The 19,462-nt window shown below is 61.7% G+C and carries 15 protein-coding genes; 9 read left to right on the top strand and 6 right to left on the bottom strand.

The genetic code is table 11. From position 1 onward, the window contains the following. Positions 1 to 23: 23 nt before the first annotated feature. The gene (locus QEH68_RS01825) at positions 24 to 1,439 is read right to left on the bottom strand and encodes a DUF2130 domain-containing protein (RefSeq protein ID WP_280626023.1); all 1,416 of its coding nucleotides are present in this window, start codon (positions 1,437 to 1,439) and stop codon (positions 24 to 26) included. 286 nt (positions 1,440 to 1,725) lie between these two features. Here QEH68_RS01825 and QEH68_RS01820 point away from each other — a divergent pair, with 286 nt between their 5' ends. The 5 genes from QEH68_RS01820 to QEH68_RS01800 all read left to right on the top strand — a co-directional run bounded on the left by QEH68_RS01820 (position 1,726) and on the right by QEH68_RS01800 (position 12,318). Continuing rightward, positions 1,726 to 3,777 carry a hypothetical protein gene (locus QEH68_RS01820; RefSeq protein WP_280626020.1) on the top strand — a complete coding sequence of 684 codons (2,052 nt, stop codon included), beginning with the start codon at positions 1,726 to 1,728 and terminating at the stop codon, positions 3,775 to 3,777. Next, positions 3,777 to 5,405: a class I SAM-dependent DNA methyltransferase gene (locus tag QEH68_RS01815; protein ID WP_280626017.1), complete on the top strand. Its 1,629-nt coding sequence runs from the start codon at positions 3,777 to 3,779 to the stop codon at positions 5,403 to 5,405. Before QEH68_RS01820 ends, QEH68_RS01815 begins: the two co-directional genes overlap by 1 nt. Continuing rightward, positions 5,402 to 6,613, top strand: coding sequence for a restriction endonuclease subunit S (locus QEH68_RS01810; protein WP_280626015.1), 1,212 nt, complete (start codon positions 5,402 to 5,404; stop codon positions 6,611 to 6,613). The genes QEH68_RS01815 and QEH68_RS01810 overlap by 4 nt, the downstream gene beginning before the upstream one ends. 64 nt (positions 6,614 to 6,677) lie before the next feature. Next, complete coding sequence (locus tag QEH68_RS01805; RefSeq protein WP_280626013.1) at positions 6,678 to 9,905, top strand: type I restriction endonuclease subunit R; 3,228 nt, start codon at positions 6,678 to 6,680, stop codon at positions 9,903 to 9,905. Positions 9,906 to 10,683: 778 nt separating this feature from the next. Further along, entirely contained in the window at positions 10,684 to 12,318 is a 1,635-nt protein-coding gene (locus QEH68_RS01800) for an MFS transporter (RefSeq protein WP_280626011.1), read from the top strand. A gap of 156 nt (positions 12,319 to 12,474) precedes the next feature. Here the strand turns inward: QEH68_RS01800 and QEH68_RS01795 are convergent, their stop codons facing one another. After that, positions 12,475 to 13,890, bottom strand: a complete 1,416-nt coding sequence (locus QEH68_RS01795; protein WP_207595889.1) for a PLP-dependent aminotransferase family protein — start codon at positions 13,888 to 13,890, stop codon at positions 12,475 to 12,477. Between QEH68_RS01795 and QEH68_RS01790 the strand changes: the two genes are divergently transcribed. Genes QEH68_RS01790 through QEH68_RS01780 form a run of 3 tightly spaced genes read left to right on the top strand, consistent with a single transcriptional unit; the run spans position 13,889 to position 15,869 of the window. Next, on the top strand, positions 13,889 to 14,809 hold the full coding sequence (locus QEH68_RS01790; protein WP_280626008.1) for a DMT family transporter: 921 nt from the start codon (positions 13,889 to 13,891) through the stop codon (positions 14,807 to 14,809). The genes QEH68_RS01795 and QEH68_RS01790 overlap by 2 nt on opposite strands. A 7-nt stretch (positions 14,810 to 14,816) precedes the next feature. Then, positions 14,817 to 15,440 (top strand): FMN-binding negative transcriptional regulator, encoded by a 624-nt coding sequence (locus QEH68_RS01785; RefSeq protein WP_207595887.1) that lies wholly within the window; start codon positions 14,817 to 14,819, stop codon positions 15,438 to 15,440. 9 nt (positions 15,441 to 15,449) lie between these two features. After that, positions 15,450 to 15,869 carry a VOC family protein gene (locus QEH68_RS01780; RefSeq protein WP_280626006.1) on the top strand — a complete coding sequence of 140 codons (420 nt, stop codon included), beginning with the start codon at positions 15,450 to 15,452 and terminating at the stop codon, positions 15,867 to 15,869. Between the two features lie 11 nt (positions 15,870 to 15,880). On the opposite strand, the gene QEH68_RS01775 is transcribed toward QEH68_RS01780, so the two are convergent. Together QEH68_RS01775 and QEH68_RS01770 are read right to left on the bottom strand one after the other, a co-directional pair. Next, positions 15,881 to 16,396 (bottom strand): GNAT family N-acetyltransferase, encoded by a 516-nt coding sequence (locus QEH68_RS01775; RefSeq protein ID WP_280626003.1) that lies wholly within the window; start codon positions 16,394 to 16,396, stop codon positions 15,881 to 15,883. Beyond that, a complete protein-coding gene (locus QEH68_RS01770) occupies positions 16,393 to 16,863 on the bottom strand; it encodes an SRPBCC family protein (protein WP_207595884.1) in 471 nt (156 codons plus the stop codon). Before QEH68_RS01770 ends, QEH68_RS01775 begins: the two co-directional genes overlap by 4 nt. A gap of 133 nt (positions 16,864 to 16,996) precedes the next feature. On the opposite strand from QEH68_RS01770, the gene QEH68_RS01765 reads away from it, so the two are divergent. Beyond that, positions 16,997 to 18,070 (top strand): FUSC family protein, encoded by a 1,074-nt coding sequence (locus tag QEH68_RS01765; protein WP_207595883.1) that lies wholly within the window; start codon positions 16,997 to 16,999, stop codon positions 18,068 to 18,070. Positions 18,071 to 18,266: 196 nt separating this feature from the next. Here the strand turns inward: QEH68_RS01765 and QEH68_RS01760 are convergent, their stop codons facing one another. Continuing rightward, positions 18,267 to 18,491, bottom strand: a complete 225-nt coding sequence (locus QEH68_RS01760; protein WP_280625999.1) for a hypothetical protein — start codon at positions 18,489 to 18,491, stop codon at positions 18,267 to 18,269. A 365-nt stretch (positions 18,492 to 18,856) separates the two neighbouring features. After that, positions 18,857 to 19,450: a hypothetical protein gene (locus tag QEH68_RS01755; RefSeq protein ID WP_280625996.1), complete on the bottom strand. Its 594-nt coding sequence runs from the start codon at positions 19,448 to 19,450 to the stop codon at positions 18,857 to 18,859. Positions 19,451 to 19,462 lie beyond the last annotated feature (12 nt).

Raw genomic sequence — 19,462 nt, 5'->3', positions numbered from 1 at the left:
TTCAGTTGCCGGCCTTCTCTGTTTCAGTTGACGTCCCACCCTGCCGTCTTCGCCGCCTCCAACTCGGCAAATTTGGTGGTCATTGTCGAGTTGCCTCGCGTGAGCTTCCTAATGGTGAGATCGTCGGCTTTGGCGTTTGCACGCCGCAGGTTGTCGGCAGACTTCTGCAGCGCCACTTTCGTTTTTTCCAGGTCCTTGATCGCTTCGTCGATGCGCTTGATCGCCTCCACGAAACCGTCGGAAGCGAGCCTCCAGTTCCGACCGAACGCGTCCTTGAAATCGCTGATCTGCTGTTCGAAATTAGTGATGTCCAAGTTCTGCGCCTTGACCATCGCAAGTTCGGTCTTGTATTCGAGCGAATTCATCGCGGCATTCCGCAGCAGCGCGATCAACTGGATGAAGAACTGCGGCCGGATGACGTACATCTTCGGATAGCGGTGAGAGACATCGACAATCCCGGTGTTGTAGAGCTCGCTATCCGGCTCGAGCAAAGAGACCAGCACGGCGTACTCGCACCCCTTCTCCGTGCGATCCTTATCCAGCTCTTTCAGGAAGTCTTCGTTCTTATGCTTGGTGGCGGTTCCGTCGTTCTCGTTCTTCATCTCAAACATGATCGACACAATCTCAGTACCGGCACTATCGGAGTCGCGGAAGATGTAATCACCCTTGCTCCCGGCCCGCGCATCGTTGTCCTTCTCGAAATAGGCGAGGGGAAAGGCTGTGGCACGAATGCGGTTGAACTCGGTCTCGCAGTGCTGTTCAAGAGTTTCTCCGACCATCTTGGTCGACAGCTTCGCTTTCAGGTCCCGCAGCCGCTCGATCTGTTCTTCACGGTCCTTGATCTGGGTTTCGTACTTGTCTTTCAGAGCCTTCTCACCGAGCTGCTTCTCGAGATCGGCCCGTTCAAGGCTGCTCTTGAGTTTGTCTCGCTCCTTTTCGACTGTGTTGACTGCTTCGGAGATCTCAAGCTTCTGCGCGGTTTCGATGGCTTCGAGCTTCGCTTTGAGGTCCTGGATATCGGAGTCTTTCTCCGATGCAGTCTTCTGAAGTTCGTTAGCGAGCTTCGCCTCGGCCAGTTCAACTGATGCCTGTTTCTCCTGCTTCGCCTGCTCGAGCTCCTTCATCAGCCCATCGCGCTCCTTCTCGACGGCTCCAAGCGCCTCTGCTACGGCGAGCTTCTGTGCAACCTCACCAGCATCGAGCTTCGACTTCAGGTCCTGGATCTCAGCATCCTTGGCCGTCGCGATCTTCTGACGTTCGCTGGCGGACTTCGTCTCCGCGAGCTCGAGAGCAGTGGCCTTGCCCTGCTCCGCCAGTTCAAGCCGTTCGTTGAGCTGCTGTTCGAACTCAGCATCGCGAACCTGCTTGGCGATGTCGGCGTAGCCGGCTTCGTCGATAGTAAATGTCTCTCCGCAGTGCGGGCACTTGATGTCATGCATGTCTGGAACCTCAATCATTTACGTCGGCCTCGTACGGCCGCACTGGTAGACCCTCCGATCTGTCGGAAGGAGAGGGATTGTCGAAATACGCGGAAACCAGTCCCCCAATGCGTGGTTTCCTGCAGTAGTCGCAACTCCGGAGACCTCCCCTCGTTGCTTGAGAACGAAGCTACGGCAATGTGGCAATTTCATAATCGAATGTGCTGATAACCCTCCTTATCGACAGTCTTAATATCTTGGGCACTCCTCGGCGATAAGCTGAGGTCGACGACGAAAGGAGGCGGTCATGAACCAAACAGAATCCATGCGCATGACTCTCTCGGACGTTGCCGCCCTCGCACAGGTCCAGCGCCCCGTTGTGTCCATGTGGCGGAAGCGCAGTGCCGGATCCGCCCACCCATTTCCGAAGCCTGTAGCGCTCAACGGCAGGTTGGAACTCTTCGACTCCGGCCACATCGCCGCTTGGCTGACCGATACTGCACGAGGCAACAACCGAGAGGCAGCCAACGACGTCGTTGCCTTCACCCGCATTCCTGGCATGACTGCCGATGGAACCCGCGGAAACACCTTCGAAACTCTCACGGCACTGCTGACGCTCAAGGCAATTACTGGAAACTCGTTGACACAGCTGACTAGGGAAGAACTGCTGGACGCTGCAGACGAGTGCGATCCAGATGACACATTCCTGTACTCCGAGATGGAAGCCGCGGGAGCGTCGCTTGTCTCTAGCGCGGCGTTCACCGACCGACTGGTGGACAGTGCCTACAACGTGGCAGGGGCCTTCGAGCATTTGCTTGCCGCGAGGTTCCGCGATGGGTTGAAGGAGCACTCCGCCACGGCCCTCACCGACTCTGCCGTGGGGTTAGTGGCGGCTGCGGCCGTTGAATTGTCGGCGACTCTTGGCGGCGACTCCGTTTTTGCTGATTCCACACGAGGCGGTAGTGATCTTCTGATGGGCGTCGTCCATGCCGCTGGGGAAGAAGCGCCGGTCACGTTTCTGACAGCGGACGACGACGGCGGTTCAAGTCGCCTGGTGCGTCGCCGACTGCGGGTGCACGGCGTGGACTGCGGGCAGATCCATCTCGATCCGAGCGGGGAGTTCGCCGTCCAAGGTCACGTAGTTCACGTGGCTCAGTACCCGTCCCCAGGCGAATCCGGCATGGGCGGAGCGCAAATCCTTGCGGCAGTGGAACAGCTTCTCTTGCAGATGGATGATCAGCAGCGGGCTGTCATCATTGCCCCAGCACGGGTTCTCTGCGATCCACCGATGGACGTTAGCCTAGCGGCGCTCCGTGGAGATTTGCTGCGAATCGGCCGGGTCCGCGCCATTGTGCGGCTGCCCCAAGGTTTGCTGCGCACCAAACCCCGCGAAGCTCAAGCCCTCTGGGTGATGGGTCCGTCTCTAACTGACAATCCCAATGCTGGACGCTGGACCATGGTGGCGGACGTCAGCACCCAAGATCTCACTGAAGACGTGAAGCAGGATTTGGTCAGCGACATTATTGCCTCGATGGGAACCGGAGCAATGGTCCGCGCCCACGCGTTCCGATTCGCTCGACTGATGCCAACCCAGCAGCTGCTGGCCAGCAAGTCCTTGGTACCAGCACCGCCTCATAGTTCGGTTGGAATGCTAACTGGCGCCGAGGCAGCACTTCGGATAGAGGAACTAGGACGTCTGCTGCATTCCGGTGAGTCGCCTCCTCCGCAGGTTGTGACCACACACGACAACATGGCGAATCAGGCCGATTCTATTCAGAAACTCATGACCTACGGTGTCCTCAAGCACATCAAGGGAAACAGGATTGCGGAGGCGGACCTGAACCCGCAGAAGGGAACCCGGGCCTTGGGCCCGGCGGAGCTGCTTGACCCGCACAACGCACCGCACCGGTACATCAGCCTCCTGGATCTTGCAGCCAACTATCCTGCAAGCCGGCTCACTCAGCCGGACGACGTCGTCTTCTGCACTAGCCCCCGGCCTGCTGCCACGGTTGACGCTCACGGTGGTTCCGTTGTCATATTCCCGGCGAAGGTACTACGGGTCGACGCCGCTGACCCGGGCGGGCTGTTGCCGTTCGTCGTTGCCTCCGACATCAACAGTCTTTCCCCAACTGACAAGGCCTGGCGCAGGTGGCGCCTGCGTCGCGTACCTGAGGCCCAGCGGAGGAAACTCGGCGATACTCTTGCCCGGCTGCAGCACGAGCAGCAGCAAGCCCTAGAACGGCTCGGGCAACTCCACGAAGTCGCTACGCTGATTACGGACGGCGTGGCGAGCGGAAGTCTCACCCTAATAGATCCCAGCAGTAATCTCGCCGAACCACAGACAAAAGGAACCCAGTAATGCCCCCGAAATTGAAGGTGGACCTCGCCCCGTCCACCATGAAGGAACTCAAGGACACCCTCTGGAAAGCAGCAGACAAGCTGCGCGGCTCTATGGATGCCTCACAGTACAAGGACGTGATCTTGGGCCTGGTGTTCCTGAAGTACGTCTCCGACGCTTTCGACGAACGACGTGAGCAGATCCAAGCCGAGCTGGAGGCGGACGGTCTCAACGAGGACCAGATTGCCCAGCTGATCGACGACGTCGACGAGTACACCGGCCGCGGCGTCTTCTGGGTAGCCCCCCGGGCACGGTGGACCTATCTGGCGGAGAACGCCAAAGGCTTGCCTGCAGCCATGGGCGAACACCCGAAGTTAGTGGGCCAGCTCATCGACGAAGCCATGGACATGATCATGATGGACAACAAGTCCCTGGCCGCCACGCTCCCCCGCATCTACAACAGAGACAACGTGGACCAGCGTCGCCTGGGCGAGTTGCTGGACCTGTTCAACTCCGCACGGTTCACGGGCCAGGGCGCGAGCAAAGCCCGAGACCTGCTGGGTGAGGTCTACGAGTACTTCCTGGAAAAGTTCGCCAAAGCTGAGGGCAAGCGCGGCGGCGAGTTCTACACTCCGGCCGGCGTGGTTCGCGTCTTGGTGGAGGTTCTGGAACCCCATCGTGGTCGCGTCTATGATCCCTGCTGCGGGTCCGGCGGCATGTTCGTGCAGGCCGAGAAGTTCCTCGAGGCCCACAATATGGAGGGCTCCGACATCTCCGTCTACGGCCAGGAGCTCAACGAGCGCACGTGGCGGATGGCAAAGATGAACCTCGCCATCCACGGCCTCAATGCCAACCTGGCCTCCCGCTGGGGTGACACCTTTGCCCGCGACCAGCACCCGGAGCTCACCGGCAACAACGGCGCGGACTTCATCATGGCCAACCCGCCGTTCAACATCAAGGACTGGGCCCGACTCGAGTCGGACCCACGCTGGAAGTACGGCGTCCCTCCAGCTGGCAATGCGAACTACGCATGGATTCAGCACATCATCTCGAAGCTCGCCCCAGGCGGCAGCGCCGGCGTGGTCATGGCCAACGGCTCCATGTCCTCCAATTCCGGCGGCGAGGGCGATATCCGCGCCCAGCTGGTGGAAGCCGACCTCGTCTCCTGCATGGTGGCGCTGCCCACCCAACTCTTCCGCAGCACCGGCATCCCGGTCTGCACGTGGTTCTTCGCCAAGGATAAGACGGCCGGCCCCCGCGGCACTGTGGACAGAACCGGGCAAGTGCTGTTCATCGACGCCCGGAACCTGGGCTACATGGTGGACCGAGCCGAGCGCGCGCTGTCCGAAGAGGACATCGCAAAGATTGCCAACACTTACCACGCGTGGCGCGGCACAGCTTCGGCGGTTGAGGCCGGACTGACGTACGACGACGAGGCGGGCTTCTGCTACTCGGCTTCACTTGCCGAGATCAAGGCTGCGGACTACGCGCTGACGCCCGGACGGTACGTCGGGGCTGCGGACGTCGAGGACGACGGCGAGCCGATCGAGGAGAAGATTGCACGGCTTTCGAAGGAGCTGTTTGAACAGTTCGAAGAGTCCGAGCGGCTGGCGGCGGTTGTACGCGAGCAGTTGGGGAGGGTCTCGTGAGTTTCCTGACCATCGGAGAGCTGGCCGCTGCAGGTGTCCTTCAAATTGGCGACGGCTATCGCACCAAACGAAGCGAACACGCTCAGCAGGGCTTCCGGATTATTCGGGTAGCCGACGTCATGGAAAACGCCGTTAGCTTCACCGGCCCAGATTTCGTGTCGGCGAAGTACGCCAAAGCCATCGGAACGAAGGCAGGACAACCAGGTGACATCCTCTTGACTACTAAGGGCACCGTCGGCCGCGTTGCAGTCTTGCCCGATACGAGCGAGCATGTTGTCTACAGCCCCCAGCTCTGTTTTTTTCGAGTGCTGGATTCGGAAGTAATCGACCCAGCGTTTTTGCGTTACTGGTTCAGCAGCGCGGAGTTCTGGCACCAAGCTGCGGACCGCATGAACAACACCGATATGGCTGCCTACATCAACCTCGCCGACATTCGCTCGCTCAAGTTGGCCGTGCCGGACATCTCTGAACAACGGTGCATCGCGGAAGTCTTGGGCGCTCTCGACGACAAGATCGCCGCCAACACCAAACTCGCCCTGGCGGCCGATGATCTGGCAACTACAGAATTCCATAAAGCCATGCACGGTGTCGCACTCTCCGACCAGACCTTTGGCGACCTCGCCACCGTCTCCGGCGGCGGTACACCAAGCACGAAGGTTCTTGAGTACTGGGATGGTGACATCCCTTGGGCAACCCCTACCGACGTCACGCCGCTGCAGGGACCATTTCTTGAATCGACGAAAAGAATGATCTCACAGACTGGTTTGTCTGCCTGCGCCTCCCCGCTTTATCCGGCCGGTTCCATTCTCATGACCTCGAGGGCAACAATTGGTGCCTTTGCGATAGCCCAGACACCGATGGCCGTAAATCAGGGTTTCATAGTGGTGCAACCGACCGATCCCACACTCAACTTCTGGGTCTTCCATGAAATGCGCAGCCGTGTTGACGAGTTCATTTCGCTGGCAAACGGCGCAACCTTCCTTGAACTCAGTCGAGGTAACTTCAAAAAGCTCAAAGTAAGGCTGGCTGAACCTAAGGTCATGGAAGAGTTCGGTCAAACCGCAGGCAGACTTCATGCCGTTGCTAAAACCGTGCTACGCGAAAACACCATGCTTGCCCAGGCCCGCGACACACTTCTCCCACAACTCATGTCCGGCAAGTTACGTGTCAAGGACGCACAGAAAGTGCTGGTGGACGCGGGCGTGTGAGGTTGGACGAGCCAGCCCGACCAGCGGCTCCGAGCTATAAGCAAGATGTACACAACACGTCCGAATGACCACCGGTCCAATAGGGGGAACCACCGTGACAGCAGGAACACCAGCAGTAGCCTTTTCCGAAGCCGACTGGGAGGGCATGGCGCTAGAGCTACTGGCCGAGCCACTCGGATGGCGGCCCTTGTCTGGGCAAGACATCGCTCCCGGTACGGACGAGCGGGAAACGTGGGATGAACTGCTGATCCGGCCGCGGCTGCTCGCCGCCCTGCAGCGGTTCAACCCGACTGTTCCCGCCCAGTATCTGCAGCAGGCAGTCGCCGAGATCGCCTCTCCGGAATCGATCGACGCTATTGCCGAAAACCACCGTATCCACAACTACCTCGTGAACGGCTATCGCCTCAGTTACATCGACTCGGACGGTAACGAAGCCAACCCCACCATCCACCTGTTGAGCCAGGACCCCGACCAGAACGACTGGCTCGCCGTCAACCAGGTCACTCTGGTGCAGGGCGACTACAAGCGCCGCTTCGACGTCGTCCTGTACTGCAACGGTATGCCGGTAAGTGTTATTGAACTGAAGAAGGCAGGTAGCGCCACGGCCGACGTGGCCGCGGCGCATGCGCAGCTACAGACGTACCTGCGGGAATTTCCCATGGCATTCCGCTTCTGTGTGTTCACGCTCGCATCAGATGGAATCCAAGCAAAATACGGTACCCCGTTCACTCCCCTCAACCACTTCTCGCCATGGAATGTGGACGATGATGGTAGACCGGTCGCACCAGGCTACATGGAGGCCGGCGTCGCCGTCACGGCCTTGGAAACCGCCCTTTACGGTTTGTATAACCAGGAGCGCTTTCTGCAGTTAGTCCGCAATTTCACTGCCTTCGACGGTGGCCCAGAAGGGCTATTGAAGCGCATTGCGAAGCCACACCAGTACTTCGCGGTCACTAAGGCCGTCGGCAGCACCGTTCAAGCAGTGGAAAGCAACGGCAAAGCGGGCGTCGTCTGGCATACGCAAGGGTCCGGCAAGTCAATGGAGATGGAGCTCTACGCCAACCTGGTGGCACGGCATCCGAAGTTGAAAAACCCGACGGTCGTGGTGATCACGGACCGGAATGAGCTGGATGGCCAGTTGTTCGGGGGCTTTGATAGGAGCCTACTGCTGGCCGAGTCGCCGAAGCAGATCCGGAAGCGCTCCGAACTCCGCGACGAACTGAGTAACCGGGCGACCGGCGGTATCTACTTCACTACCCTGCAAAAGTTCGGCCGCAGCAAAGCCGAAAAGGATTCCGGTGCCGACCACCCCCTACTGTCCGCCCGGCGCAACATCATTGTGGTGGTGGATGAGGCGCACCGCTCGCACTACGACGACTTGGACGGATACGCTCGGCACCTGCGCGACGCACTCCCCCATGCCACGTTGATCGCCTTTACCGGAACGCCCATCTCCTTTGATGACCGGAACACGCAGGAAGTCTTCGGCGATTACATCGACGTGTACGACCTCACCCGGGCGGTGGAGGACGGCGCCACGGTGCCGGTGTACTTTGAGCCGCGGCTCATCAAGGTGGGACTCGCGTCCGACGTGACAGAAGAAGTCCTTGACCAGGCAGCCGATGAGGCCACCCTGGGCCTGGACGATACTGAACGAGCGCGTCTAGAGGCGAGCGTCGCCGTCGTGAACGCCGTGTACGGTGCGCCGCAGCGTATCGCTGCGTTGGCGGAAGACTTGGTGGCGCATTGGGAGAACCGTCGCGAACGCATGCGCAAGTTCATTGAAGCGCCAGGCAAGGCGATGATCGTGGGCAGCACACGTGAGATTTGCGCGAACCTCTACGCCGCCATCGTGGCGCTGAGGCCTGACTGGCATTCGGATGACCTTGCCAAGGGAAAGATCAAGGTGGTGTACTCCGGTAACGCCACCGATGTTCCCCCGGTGTCCGATCACGTGCGCCGCGATTCGGCGAATGCGACGGTAAAAGAGCGGCTTAAGGACATTGACGACGAACTGGAGCTCGTCATCGTCAAGGACATGATGCTCACCGGCTACGACTCACCGCCCCTGCACACGCTGTACCTGGACCGGCCCTTGAAGGGTGCGCTGTTGATGCAGACCCTGGCCCGTGTAAACCGCACCTTCCGCGGCAAACAAGACGGCCTGCTTGTGGCCTACGCTCCGCTGGCTGAGAATCTAACCCAGGCGTTGGGCGAGTACACGAAAGATGATCAGGCGAACAAGCCAGTCGGCAAGAACCTAGATGAAGCGGTTGGGCAGACGGTTCTGCTGGTCGAAGAACTGCGTGGGATGGTCTCCGGATACGACTGGAAATCCGTGTTGAAGAAGGGCGGCCCGCGGGCTTTTGTCAGCGCTGCGACGGGTGCGGCTAACTATCTGCGAAGCCCGGAGACATCGGGTAACAAGCCGGCCGAGGGCGAAGAAACTCTGGCCTCAAAGTACCGTCGGTACTCCGGCCAGTTGTCACGGGCGTGGGCGCTGTGTTCCGGCTCGGATACCTTGGCTGAACTTCGGCCCGAAATCCAGGTCTACGAGGAGACCCGGGTCTACATGGCCAAGTTCGACGCCGCAGACCGACAGGCCAGCGGCGAGCCGGTGCCCGAGGAGATCCATCGACTGCTGGGCAACCTAGTGGCGTCCGCAACCTCTTCCGGCGAGGTACTGGACATCTACGAGGCAGCCGGCATGCCGAAGCCGTCGCTGGACGACCTGACGCCGGAATTCATGGCCAAGACCCAGAATGCCCGCAACCCTCAGCTAGCAATAGAAGCGCTGCGGAAGCTCATTGCTGATGAGTCTGCCGTCGCGACACGAAACAACGTGATTCGCCAGCGAGCTTTTTCCGAACGCATTACTGAGCTGATGCGGAAGTACACCAATCAGCAGCTGACCTCGGCGGAGATCATCGCGGAGTTGGTGGAGCTGGCACGCGAAGTCGCGGCCGAGGGCAACCGAGGCGCTCATTTCACGCCCCCTCTGAACTCGGACGAGCTGGCTTTCTATGACGCTGTGGCCTCCAACGAGTCTGCCGTGGAGATACAGGGCGAAGGCGTGCTCGCCGATATCGCCCGCGAGCTGCTGTCAGTGATGCGCCGGGACGTTCGGACCGATTGGACGGTGCGTGATGACGTCAGGGCAAAACTTCGTTCCTCGATCAAGAGGCTTCTGGTCCGTTTCGGGTACCCGCCGGACAAGCAGCCTGAAGCGATCAAACTGGTGATGGAGCAGATGGAGTCTATGGCTCCTCGGTTTGCGGAGGCACGGCTTTAGCTGGAAGCTACACCGGCGTGGTCGTTGAGGTGCCTTCTGGCCGATACGCTGGAATCATCAGGCAAGAGCCTGCTGTGCCGTTAACGAACAAAGACCCGAGTGCAATCGAGTCTTTGTTCAGCGCGGTGCGCTCATTGGTGCGGTCAGAGGGTCATATCCTCAAATCCGAACACTTTGAGTCTATGGCCCTGCGCACGTAGGGCGCAACGTTGTTGTGCCCACAGACACGTGCTGGCCGTGCCCTGTTCCTCCGGGAGGAGGTGCCGGCATGGAATCCAAACGGAAACGTGAAGAACCATGGGGCGCCTGGAACCTGGTGGTCAACATCATCCGACTCGTCGTTGATGTCGTCCGCCTGTTCTGGCACAACATCCCCTAACCGGGAGCGGTGGCCACCGGCGCAATGCTGGTGGCCACCGTCAATGTGCCATCGACTGGTTCTACTCGGGCAACTGCCCGGCCCGTATTAGTGGGCCGATGATCGGAGCGACGAGTCCCAAACAGTCAGCTTTTGGGCCCGAATCCGGCACGTTAAGTTGGCTCAGCTAAACAATTTGGTAACAACGTGCTCCGGAGGGCAAAAACGGGGCCGGATCCGCGTGACGACGGGGCAACAGCGGGTAATGAGATGCAACACACCTAGGCAATTTGCACCCTCTTTGGGGCCAAAAATCGGATCTCAACTCGGGTTTTTGGTCCAAAACGCGTAAAATTGAAACCCTGCCCAGAGCGGGGCAGCAGAAGTCGCAAGCAAATGACCTCCCTAGGAGAAGCCCAAATGCCCACAGACCAAAGCAACACCGTCTCTCCGGATGGCGCAAGGAACGCCACCGGGACCCAGGTAATGGCAGGCCCCACCCCGGCCGCCACAAACGCAGCACATGCAGTAAAGAACGCAACGAAGAAAACGAAGCTTCGCCCGAAGCGCCGGCTCAAAGAGTCCGACGTCAACGTGGTGAACAAGCCGATGCTGCGCAAAGCACTCGGCGGCACGATCGTCGGCAACACCATGGAATGGTACGACGTCGGCGTGTTCGGCTACCTCATCACCACCATGGGCCCTGTCTTCCTGCCGGAAGCAGACAAGTCCGTCCAAACACTCTTCCTTCTGGGCACCTTCGCCGCAACCTTCATCGCACGCCCCCTCGGTGGCGTGGTGTTCGGTTGGCTTGGCGACAAGGTTGGCCGACAGAAGGTGCTCGCAGCAACACTGATGCTGATGGCGGCAAGTACGTTCGCCGTCGGCCTCCTTCCCGGCTATGCGCAGATCGGCATCTGGGCCGCCGCGTTGCTGGTCATCCTGAAGCTCATCCAGGGCTTCTCCACCGGTGGCGAGTACGCCGGTGCCACCACCTTTGTCAGCGAGTACGCCCCGGACAAGCGCCGCGGCTACTTTGCCAGCTTCCTTGATATGGGCAGCTACATTGGCTTCGCCCTCGGCGCCGCCCTGGTTTCGGTCCTGCAGCTCACGCTGGGACAGGCCGCCATGGAGGAGTGGGGCTGGAGGATTCCGTTCCTGATCGCTGGTCCGCTGGGCCTCATCGCGGTGTACTTCCGTAGCAAGATCGAGGAATCCCCCCAGTTCCAGGCCACCTTGGACGCCCAGGAGGCCTCTGCCAAGGATGCAGCATCACAGGACGCTGCAGTCGCCAAGGGACCCATCGGAATCGTCAAGGCCTACTGGCGCCAGATCGTGCTGGCCATGATCCTGGCCGCAGCTGCCAACACTGTTGGCTACGCACTGACCTCCTACATGCCCACGTACCTCACGGATTCCAAGGGCTACGACCCCGTCCACGGCACGCTGCTGACCATCCCGGTCCTGGTGATCATGGCTGTTTGTATTCCACTGACCGGTAAGCTCTCTGACCGCATCGGACGCCGTCCGGTGCTGTGGGTAGGCGCAGGCAGCACCATCGTCTTCTCGGTACCTGCGTTCATGCTGATCGGCATTGGCGAGATCTGGTCCACGCTGGCCGGCCTTGCCCTGATCGCTTTCCCTGTGACGTTCTACATCGCCAACCTGGCCTCGGCCCTGCCGGCACTGTTCCCGACGTCCAGCCGCTATGGCGGAATGGGCATCGCGTACAACTTCTCGGTGGCGATCTTCGGCGGAACCACGCCGTTCATCGTCCAGGGCCTGATCGAGGGCACCGGCGATGACATGATGCCGGCGTACTACCTGATGGCCACGTCCATCGTGGGCGCCATCGCCATCTACTTCCTCCGTGAATCCGCCCAGCGTCCCCTGCCGGGCTCCATGCCCAGCGTGGACACCCAGGCTGAAGCACGCGAGCTTGTAGCAACCCAGGACACCAACCCGCTCATCAACCTGGACGAGATGCCGTTCGACGGCCAGCCCATTGATGACGCAGTGTTCGGCAAAGGCAACAAGGACCTGACCCCCGCTTAGGAACTCTTTGCCTGCAACTTCTGCGCAGTGACGACTACTGCAAGCGATTCAGATAGTTCGCGGCAGCTTGCCGCCCACCGTAGCCACCACCCCCAAGGCGCTCTCCTTGAGGTTGGTGGCTACGGCTGTTAAGAGGGCACGACGGCGGTGCCCGCCTCAGGATTGCAGCAAGCCTTTGACGGCCTCGCCGATGATCCTGGCACCTTCAGGGAAACCACCCGGGTTGGGGCCGGCGTAGTTGAGCCGAATGTAGGGTCCCTCCGGTTCCGCAGGGAACCACTCCGTGCCGGCGGCAATGAGCACCCCGGATGCCTCACAATCCTTGGTGAGACGTTCGACGTCGAACCCGTCCGGCATTCGCAGCCACAGATTCAAGCCGCCCTTGGGCAGGTGGCTGAGGTGCGCTTGCGGGACGTGCTCGCGGAGGCTGGTGACCAAGAGGTCGCGGCGTGACTGCAGCTGGTGGCTGAGTCCGCGAAGGTGCGTTTGCCACCCGGGCTGGGTGACGACGTCGAGCGCTGCCGCCTGAAGCACCCCACTGACGTACATGGATTCGGCGGCCTGCGCGCCCATGATTCGTTCGCGCGCCGGTCCCCGGGCGATGATCGCTGCGACGCGGATGGACGGGGAAACGCTCTTGGTCAGGGAACGGATGTAGACCACGTGGCCGGAGTCGTCCTTGGCTGCGAGCGGGACCGACGGTGCGGTGATGCCGAAGTCGTGCGCCCAGTCATCCTCCACGAGGAAAGCTCCGTGCCGCTGGACGATCCGCAGGACTTCCTCGCCCCGTTCCGCCGACCATTGCGCTCCCGTGGGATTCGCGAAGTTGGGTTGCGCGTAGAACATCCGCGCTCCGGATTCTTCAAAGGCCCTCTCCAGCTCATCCGGGTCAGGCCCCTCCGGGCCGCTGGGGACAGGGATGACATTGACGCCTGCCTGGCCCGCTGCCAGCAGCGCGCCCCAGTAACTGGGCGACTCCACCAGCAGCGGCTGTCCGTGTCCCACCAGTCCCCGGAAAATGGAGCTGAGCCCGCTTTGGCTGCCGGGCAGAATCACGACGTCGCTCGGCTGGGGCGGAGTCACGCCCACCGGGGTTGAGGTACTGAGTTCCTGCGCGAACCAGGTCTGGAGTTCGGGCAAGCCCTGCGCCGGCGGCCGGGACAGGGCGGCATCTCCCCTGGCGGCCCTTGTCAGCGCGGCTCGAACAAGCCTCTCGGGCAACAGTTCGCGGGAAGGGTAACCGGAGTGGAACGCGATGACGTCATTGGTAGCGCTCCGCATCGCGGCAGAGTTCAGGGGCCGCGCGGCCTGGGCTGACCGCAAGGCAGCTGTTTGCCAGCCGTAGTCGGAGGGCCTCGCAGTGCGGTAGGCCCGCACGAAAGTTCCGACCCCGGGACGGCTTTCAATCAGACCCTGCGCCGTGAGTGTCCGCAGCGCTTTCTGCACAGTGACCGGACTGGCCTGATACTCGGCCACGAGTTGGCGCGTTGATGGCAGTTTGGCCCCCGGGGCAGCGCTTGCGATCCATTCTTTTACTCGCGAGACAATCCGAGAACTGCTATCGTTGTTCATGAGTCCTAATAGTAGCGCTACTACACTTTCGCGGCCAGTGGTATCCACCCGGACTTCGACCGGAATCTGGTGGGGCCTCCTCGGCGTCGTCGCCTTCTCTTTCACCGTTCCGCTCACCCGGGTAGCTGTGGAAGGCATGTCCCCCTTGTTCATCGGAGCGGGCCGGGCCGTGGTTGCCGCCCTTCTTGCCGCACTCGCCCTGGCCTTCACCCGGCAACGGTTTCCGCGCGGCACGCAGTGGATCCGCCTGGCGGTGGTAGCCGGCGGAATTGTGGCGGGGTTCCCCCTGCTGACTACCTTCGCTCTGACCAGTACCTCCGCGAGCCACGGGGCAATCGTCATCGCCCTGCTGCCTGCGGCCACGGCCACCGTGGCGGTACTGCGCGGGCGCGAGCGTCCACGGCTCCTCTTCTGGATCCTCACGGCCGTGGGCGTCGTTGCTGCCCTCGTGTTTGCCTTGGTTCAATCCGGTGGTTTTGGCTCGCTTCATTGGGCCGACCTCCTGCTGCTCGGAGCCGTGGTTGCTGCAGCCATTGGCTATGCGGAAGGTGGATTGCTGGCCCGGGAGCTCGGCTCCTGGAAAACCATCTCGTGGGCGCTGGTGGTGGCTGCTCCCGCCATGATCCTGTTGACCCTCGTTTCCCTGGGCTCCGGCATGCCACAAGCCACACCGCTCCAGTGGTTGTCCTTCGCCTACCTCGGTGTGGTGAGCATGTTCCTCGGCTTCTTCGCCTGGTACCGCGGCCTGGCCATCGGGCCCATGGCGCAGGTCAGCCAGATCCAACTCGTCCAACCCGTGATGACCATCGCGTGGGCCGGCCTTCTCCTGGGCGAACCGCTGACGTGGACCACCGTGGTGGGTGGCCTCGCAGTGATCCTTTGCGCCGGAGCCGCTGTCCGCGTCAGGCTAAGGAAGTAGGAAAACCATGTACACACCAGCACACTTTGCCCCCTCCCCCGACACCGTCGAGTCGCTGCTCCGGCACGCCGGAGCAGCCAACCTCGTGACCATGACGGAGGACGGGTTGCTCGCCACCCTCCTGCCGTTCGTCTACGAACCCTCGATCGGTGAACACGGTGCACTGCACGCGCACATGGCCCGCAACAACACCCAGTGGTCTTCAGCTGCTGTCGGTGAGGCTCTCATGATCGTGCAAGGCAACGATGCCTACATTTCTCCGTCCTGGTACGCCTCCAAAGCGGCGCACGGACGGGTGGTGCCCACCTGGAACTACTCCACGGCCCACGTCTACGGTGAACTGGTGATCCACGACGACGCCGAATGGTTGGGCCGGCACGTGCGGCGCCTGTCGAACCAGCATGAGGCCGGCATGCCCAAACCCTGGACCGTTGACGAAGCACCCGAACGGTTCATTGCCGGTCAGCTAAAGGCGATTGTCGGCGTCGAACTCGTCATCACCCGGGTGGAAGCGAAGACGAAACTCAGCCAGAACCGTACTCCGGCTGATGTTGACGGAGTCATCGCGGGACTCCGGGCCCGTGGCGACTCGGCGAGCGCAGCCGATGTGGAACGCGCGCGGACCTCGTAGACTCGGCGCATGCGTGAGGTTGCTTCGGAATCCCCAAAACCCAAGGGGTCCATCCACCACCTGGAGATCTGGGTGCCGTTCCTTGAGAGGGCAAGGGAAGAGTGGGGCTGGTTGCTGGGCGAGCTCGGCTACGAGCCCTTCCAGGAGTGGCCCACGGGGTGCAGTTGGAAGCTTGGCGGCACCTACGTTGTGGTGGAGCAGACGGATGACGCCACTGCAACAACCCACCGCCGCACTGATCCGGGGGTCAATCATGTGGCCTTCCACGCAGGCACACGCGAAAATGTGGACCGGATCAGGGCGCTCGGCGCGGATGCAGGCTGGTACGAAATGTTCGAGTCCAAATACCCGCACGCCGGCGGCCCGGACCACTACGCTGCCTACCTGCTCAACACGGACAGCTATGAGGTGGAGCTGGTAGCGGACTGACGGTGCCGGGGCTACCTGGGCGGGACAGCTGGACGCCACATCGCTACCCGCGGCCAACGGGTCAGGCCCAGTCCAGCCTCGTGCTCCATCAGGCGGGTCAACTGCGGACCCCAGCTGCCGGCGTCGAGCACCTCGAAGCCAAGGCGGCGGTAGTACGGAGCGTTCCATGGCACATCCCGGAAGGTGCTCAGGGTTTGGCGCTGCATTCCATGGCCGCGGGTCCATACGCGGGCGGCATGCAGGAGCTCGCGGCCCAGGCCTTGGTGCGCGTAGTCCGGATGGACGCTGACCTGTTCCACATGCCCGGCCTCGTCAACGACATCCGCCAAGAGGTACGCCACCGGGTAGTCGAGTCCGTCGACGGAAACCCAGGCCCGGCCCGCTGCGGCGTAACCCTGCAGCTCATTGGTGGAGAGTGGCTCGTCGTCCGCGACTGAATCCATTCCCAACGACCGGAACGCCTGGCCCGCGGCACGCTCGATGTCCTGCAGAATCAGGAGATCGTCCGCATGCGCGAGCCTGATCATTGCCGGGCGTCCAGTGCCGGGGGTGCCTGGGCCACCAGGAATTCGTTACGCTTCTCGATCAGGTTTTGCATGTAGCGGCCCAGGACCAGCTTCTCCACCAAGCGGCCCAACGGTCCGAAGGGGGCAGCGAATTCGATGGTGTCCACCATGAGCGTCCCGCTGCCGTCCGGCCGAAACTCATGCGTGTGGCGGAGGTACTTGAAGGGGCCCTTCACCTGTTCATCCGAGAACGACGCCGGCGCCTCCATCTGCGTGATGCGGCTGGTCATGCGGAACCGGACTCCGAGGTGCCAGGCCTGCCAGGTGACGGTCTCGCCTTCGGAGATCAAACCAGTGGTGACCCCGTCCACTGCCTTCTCGCGGCTCTTGGTCATCGACCCCACATGGGCATCGATGTTGCGGGAGAGATCGAACAACTCCTGCGGCGGCATGGAGGACCGGGTGCGGCAGACGAAAGCGACGGGCATACCTCGATCTTCCCAGACCTTCCCGGCTGCGTGTGCCCCATCTCGCTACGGCTTGTGACCGGGCTTATGGCGGCACAGTTGGCCATCCTGATAATTTTCAAGGGAGTCCCTCGATGATTGGTGGTGTTCCCCCGTGCCCGCAATCATCGCCCATGCCCGTGAACTCCATCGGCTGGGCCCGGCCAACAACGATCGCCTCTCCGCCGTCCGTGTTGCCCTGAGCGTCGCAGTCCCGGGACTGTTCCTCATTCTCATCGGCCGCCCGGACCTCATGATGTACGCCGTGTTCGGTGCGCTGACAGGGATGTACGGACGCAACGAAACGCATCAGCTCAGGCTCAAGCACCAAGCCCAGGCCGCCCTGTTCCTGGTGGGTGGGCTGACCATCGGGGTGTTCCTTTCCGTCCACCACATCCACTCGTGGTGGCTGGTGCTGGTGGCCACCCTGTTCGCCGGAGCTGGATCCCTGTATGCGGATGCCGTCCGCCTCAAGCCCATCGGCCCGTTCTTTGGCATCCTCGCGCTGGGCGCCTGCGCTTCGGTGCCAACCAACGTCCCACTCACGACGGCGGTGCTCATCGGGGCTGCGTCCGCCGCCTTGTCGCTGCTGGTTGGCTTCGCCGGGTGGTTCCGGCACCGTGGGTGGGAGTCCGGCGCCGTCCGCGACGTTCCCGTTCTCCGCGGCCCCCTCCGGCAGGGACCATTGGTCCAGGCGGCCATGGTTCATGCTGCGCGGTATGCCCTCGCTGTCAGCGTGGCCGGGGCCATCGGAATCCTCAGCGGCAGCGGCCATCCGCACTGGGCCATGGCCGCCGCGGCCGTACCCCTCGCTGGCGCCGATCTCCCCAGCCGCGTCCACCGGGGCATCCACCGCATCGTGGGGACGTTCCTCGGGTTGGCGGTGGTCGCCGTCGTACTTTTCCCCAGCCCGCTGTCGCCGCTCCAGTACTTCCCGGGCCACACCGCCGTGGTGTTGGCAGTGCTGGTGGTCCTGTGCCAGTTCCCTACCGAGCTCTTCATGGCGCGGCACTACGGGTGGGCCATGGTGTTCTTCACTCCCGTGATCCTGCTGATCGCCCAACTCGCGGCCCCCGTGGATCCGGGCGTACTGGTGATGGAGCGTGCCATCGAGACTTTCGTGGGAGCGGTGGTGGGCATCGCGGTGGCGGTGCTGGTGCGGGCTCCACGGAGTCGCGTGCTGCAGTAGCTGTCAGTTCTGGACGACCAGGTTGAAGTGTCATCCTATCTGGGCCCCAAAATAGCTACAGTCAAAGACCTCACAGTCACGCCACAAAGCACCCCGCACCCAGCTCGGAGAGCTGGCACGCCGGGCGGTCACCACGCTGACACAGTTCAGCATTTTTCGCCGCTACCGAAACATGGCTGGGGCCAGGGGTCGCTCCTCAATCTGTACCGGCCGATGCTTCCTTGGTACGGACGGGAGATCTCAGAAAGTTACCGACCACATGAAGCAAGCTAAAGGTCTCAACATAGTCGGGTGCTTGCGCGCGGTGGATGGCGTCGTTACGTGCCAGGTTCATGCGCCTCAGTTCCTCGAAGGTCGCATCGAACTCGAAGCCCGAGGCTTCCGCGATGTCGATGTACCGGCCCAGTGTTGCACGTGCCATGCCCCTACGCTGTGGTTTGGGAAGGTCCTCGATCCGTTCATCCAGCAAGCTAGCGAGTTTGAGCTCTAGAGCAGCCGCAGCGTCGAGCCAACAGAAGGTGGATCATCGAATCGCCTCCAAACCCGGCCGCGCTGGGAGGAGGCTGTGCACGGCCACTGCTCGCTCTGGTGAGGTTTATCCCGGTGGTGATGTGGTGGTTGTGTGCAGGCGGTCAGCTGGGTCCCGTCGTCCACATGTGCGGGAAAAGCCCGAAGGATTTAGCTTTTGCCGTGCCCATGTGGGCGAGGGGCTGGGAAGGAATCCTCAGCATTCTTCTACCCTTCTTGATGTTCGGGCCACCACGAAGAAACTGGTTGAAGCGACTTTTAGACGACGTCCTGCATTCTCAGATTGTCGCCATCTAGATGTTCATGGGCTTGGTGCGCAGCGGCGAGGAGCTCCTCTATTTGACGTTCAGCCTCCGGGCCCGGCTCTAACTGCCGCATGATCCTCAAGTTGACGACAAATGCGGCCACCCAGCCATGGGCAGGACGGTGGGCTTGTTCCAACTGCTCAAGCGTGCAATCTTGTCCTTCGATCTTTCTCATTGTGCTGTCGAACAACTTGGCAAGCACAACATGATCGACGGCCATCCACTCACCCAACTGCTTGCAGTGAGCGTCCTGGATTCCGTCCACGAGTTCAGTTCTCGCAATCCGTAGCCGCACTAGAAGGGGCCTGAGGTCTTGGTACACAACGACGGCTCCGGTAAGGTCTTGGGCGGCGCCAATGACTTCTGTCCACAGTTCGCGCTGCCTTGCTCGTTTGCCTTCTTCTTCGGCTCGGACGGCACGCACGTCGGCTGCGGCCGCGCGCCTGTCGGCCCGCGTTGCGCGGCGCTCTGCCCGTATGGAGACGATGAAGCCGGACAGGCCTGTTACGCCGCCGAGGATGGCGAGTCCCGTTGCGAGTACGTCCATGGTGAGAGTCCC

It is taken from the genome of Paenarthrobacter sp. OM7, from assembly GCF_029873575.1.
GTDB lineage: Bacteria > Actinomycetota > Actinomycetes > Actinomycetales > Micrococcaceae > Arthrobacter.
The sequence above is the reverse complement of the archived record's forward strand: the minus strand, read 5'-3'. Positions and strand labels throughout refer to the sequence as shown.

Coding starts and splice junctions, on each gene's coding strand:
- QEH68_RS01825 (WP_280626023.1), bottom strand. CDS start 1,439: ATGCATGACATCAAGTGCCCGCACTGCGGAGAGACATTTACTATCGAC.
- QEH68_RS01820 (WP_280626020.1), top strand. CDS start 1,726: ATGAACCAAACAGAATCCATGCGCATGACTCTCTCGGACGTTGCCGCC.
- QEH68_RS01815 (WP_280626017.1), top strand. CDS start 3,777: ATGCCCCCGAAATTGAAGGTGGACCTCGCCCCGTCCACCATGAAGGAA.
- QEH68_RS01805 (WP_280626013.1), top strand. CDS start 6,678: ATGACCACCGGTCCAATAGGGGGAACCACCGTGACAGCAGGAACACCA.
- QEH68_RS01800 (WP_280626011.1), top strand. CDS start 10,684: ATGCCCACAGACCAAAGCAACACCGTCTCTCCGGATGGCGCAAGGAAC.
- QEH68_RS01790 (WP_280626008.1), top strand. CDS start 13,889: ATGAGTCCTAATAGTAGCGCTACTACACTTTCGCGGCCAGTGGTATCC.
- QEH68_RS01795 (WP_207595889.1), bottom strand. CDS start 13,890: ATGAACAACGATAGCAGTTCTCGGATTGTCTCGCGAGTAAAAGAATGG.
- QEH68_RS01785 (WP_207595887.1), top strand. CDS start 14,817: ATGTACACACCAGCACACTTTGCCCCCTCCCCCGACACCGTCGAGTCG.
- QEH68_RS01780 (WP_280626006.1), top strand. CDS start 15,450: ATGCGTGAGGTTGCTTCGGAATCCCCAAAACCCAAGGGGTCCATCCAC.
- QEH68_RS01775 (WP_280626003.1), bottom strand. CDS start 16,396: ATGATCAGGCTCGCGCATGCGGACGATCTCCTGATTCTGCAGGACATC.
- QEH68_RS01770 (WP_207595884.1), bottom strand. CDS start 16,863: ATGCCCGTCGCTTTCGTCTGCCGCACCCGGTCCTCCATGCCGCCGCAG.
- QEH68_RS01760 (WP_280625999.1), bottom strand. CDS start 18,491: ATGGCACGTGCAACACTGGGCCGGTACATCGACATCGCGGAAGCCTCG.
- QEH68_RS01755 (WP_280625996.1), bottom strand. CDS start 19,450: ATGGACGTACTCGCAACGGGACTCGCCATCCTCGGCGGCGTAACAGGC.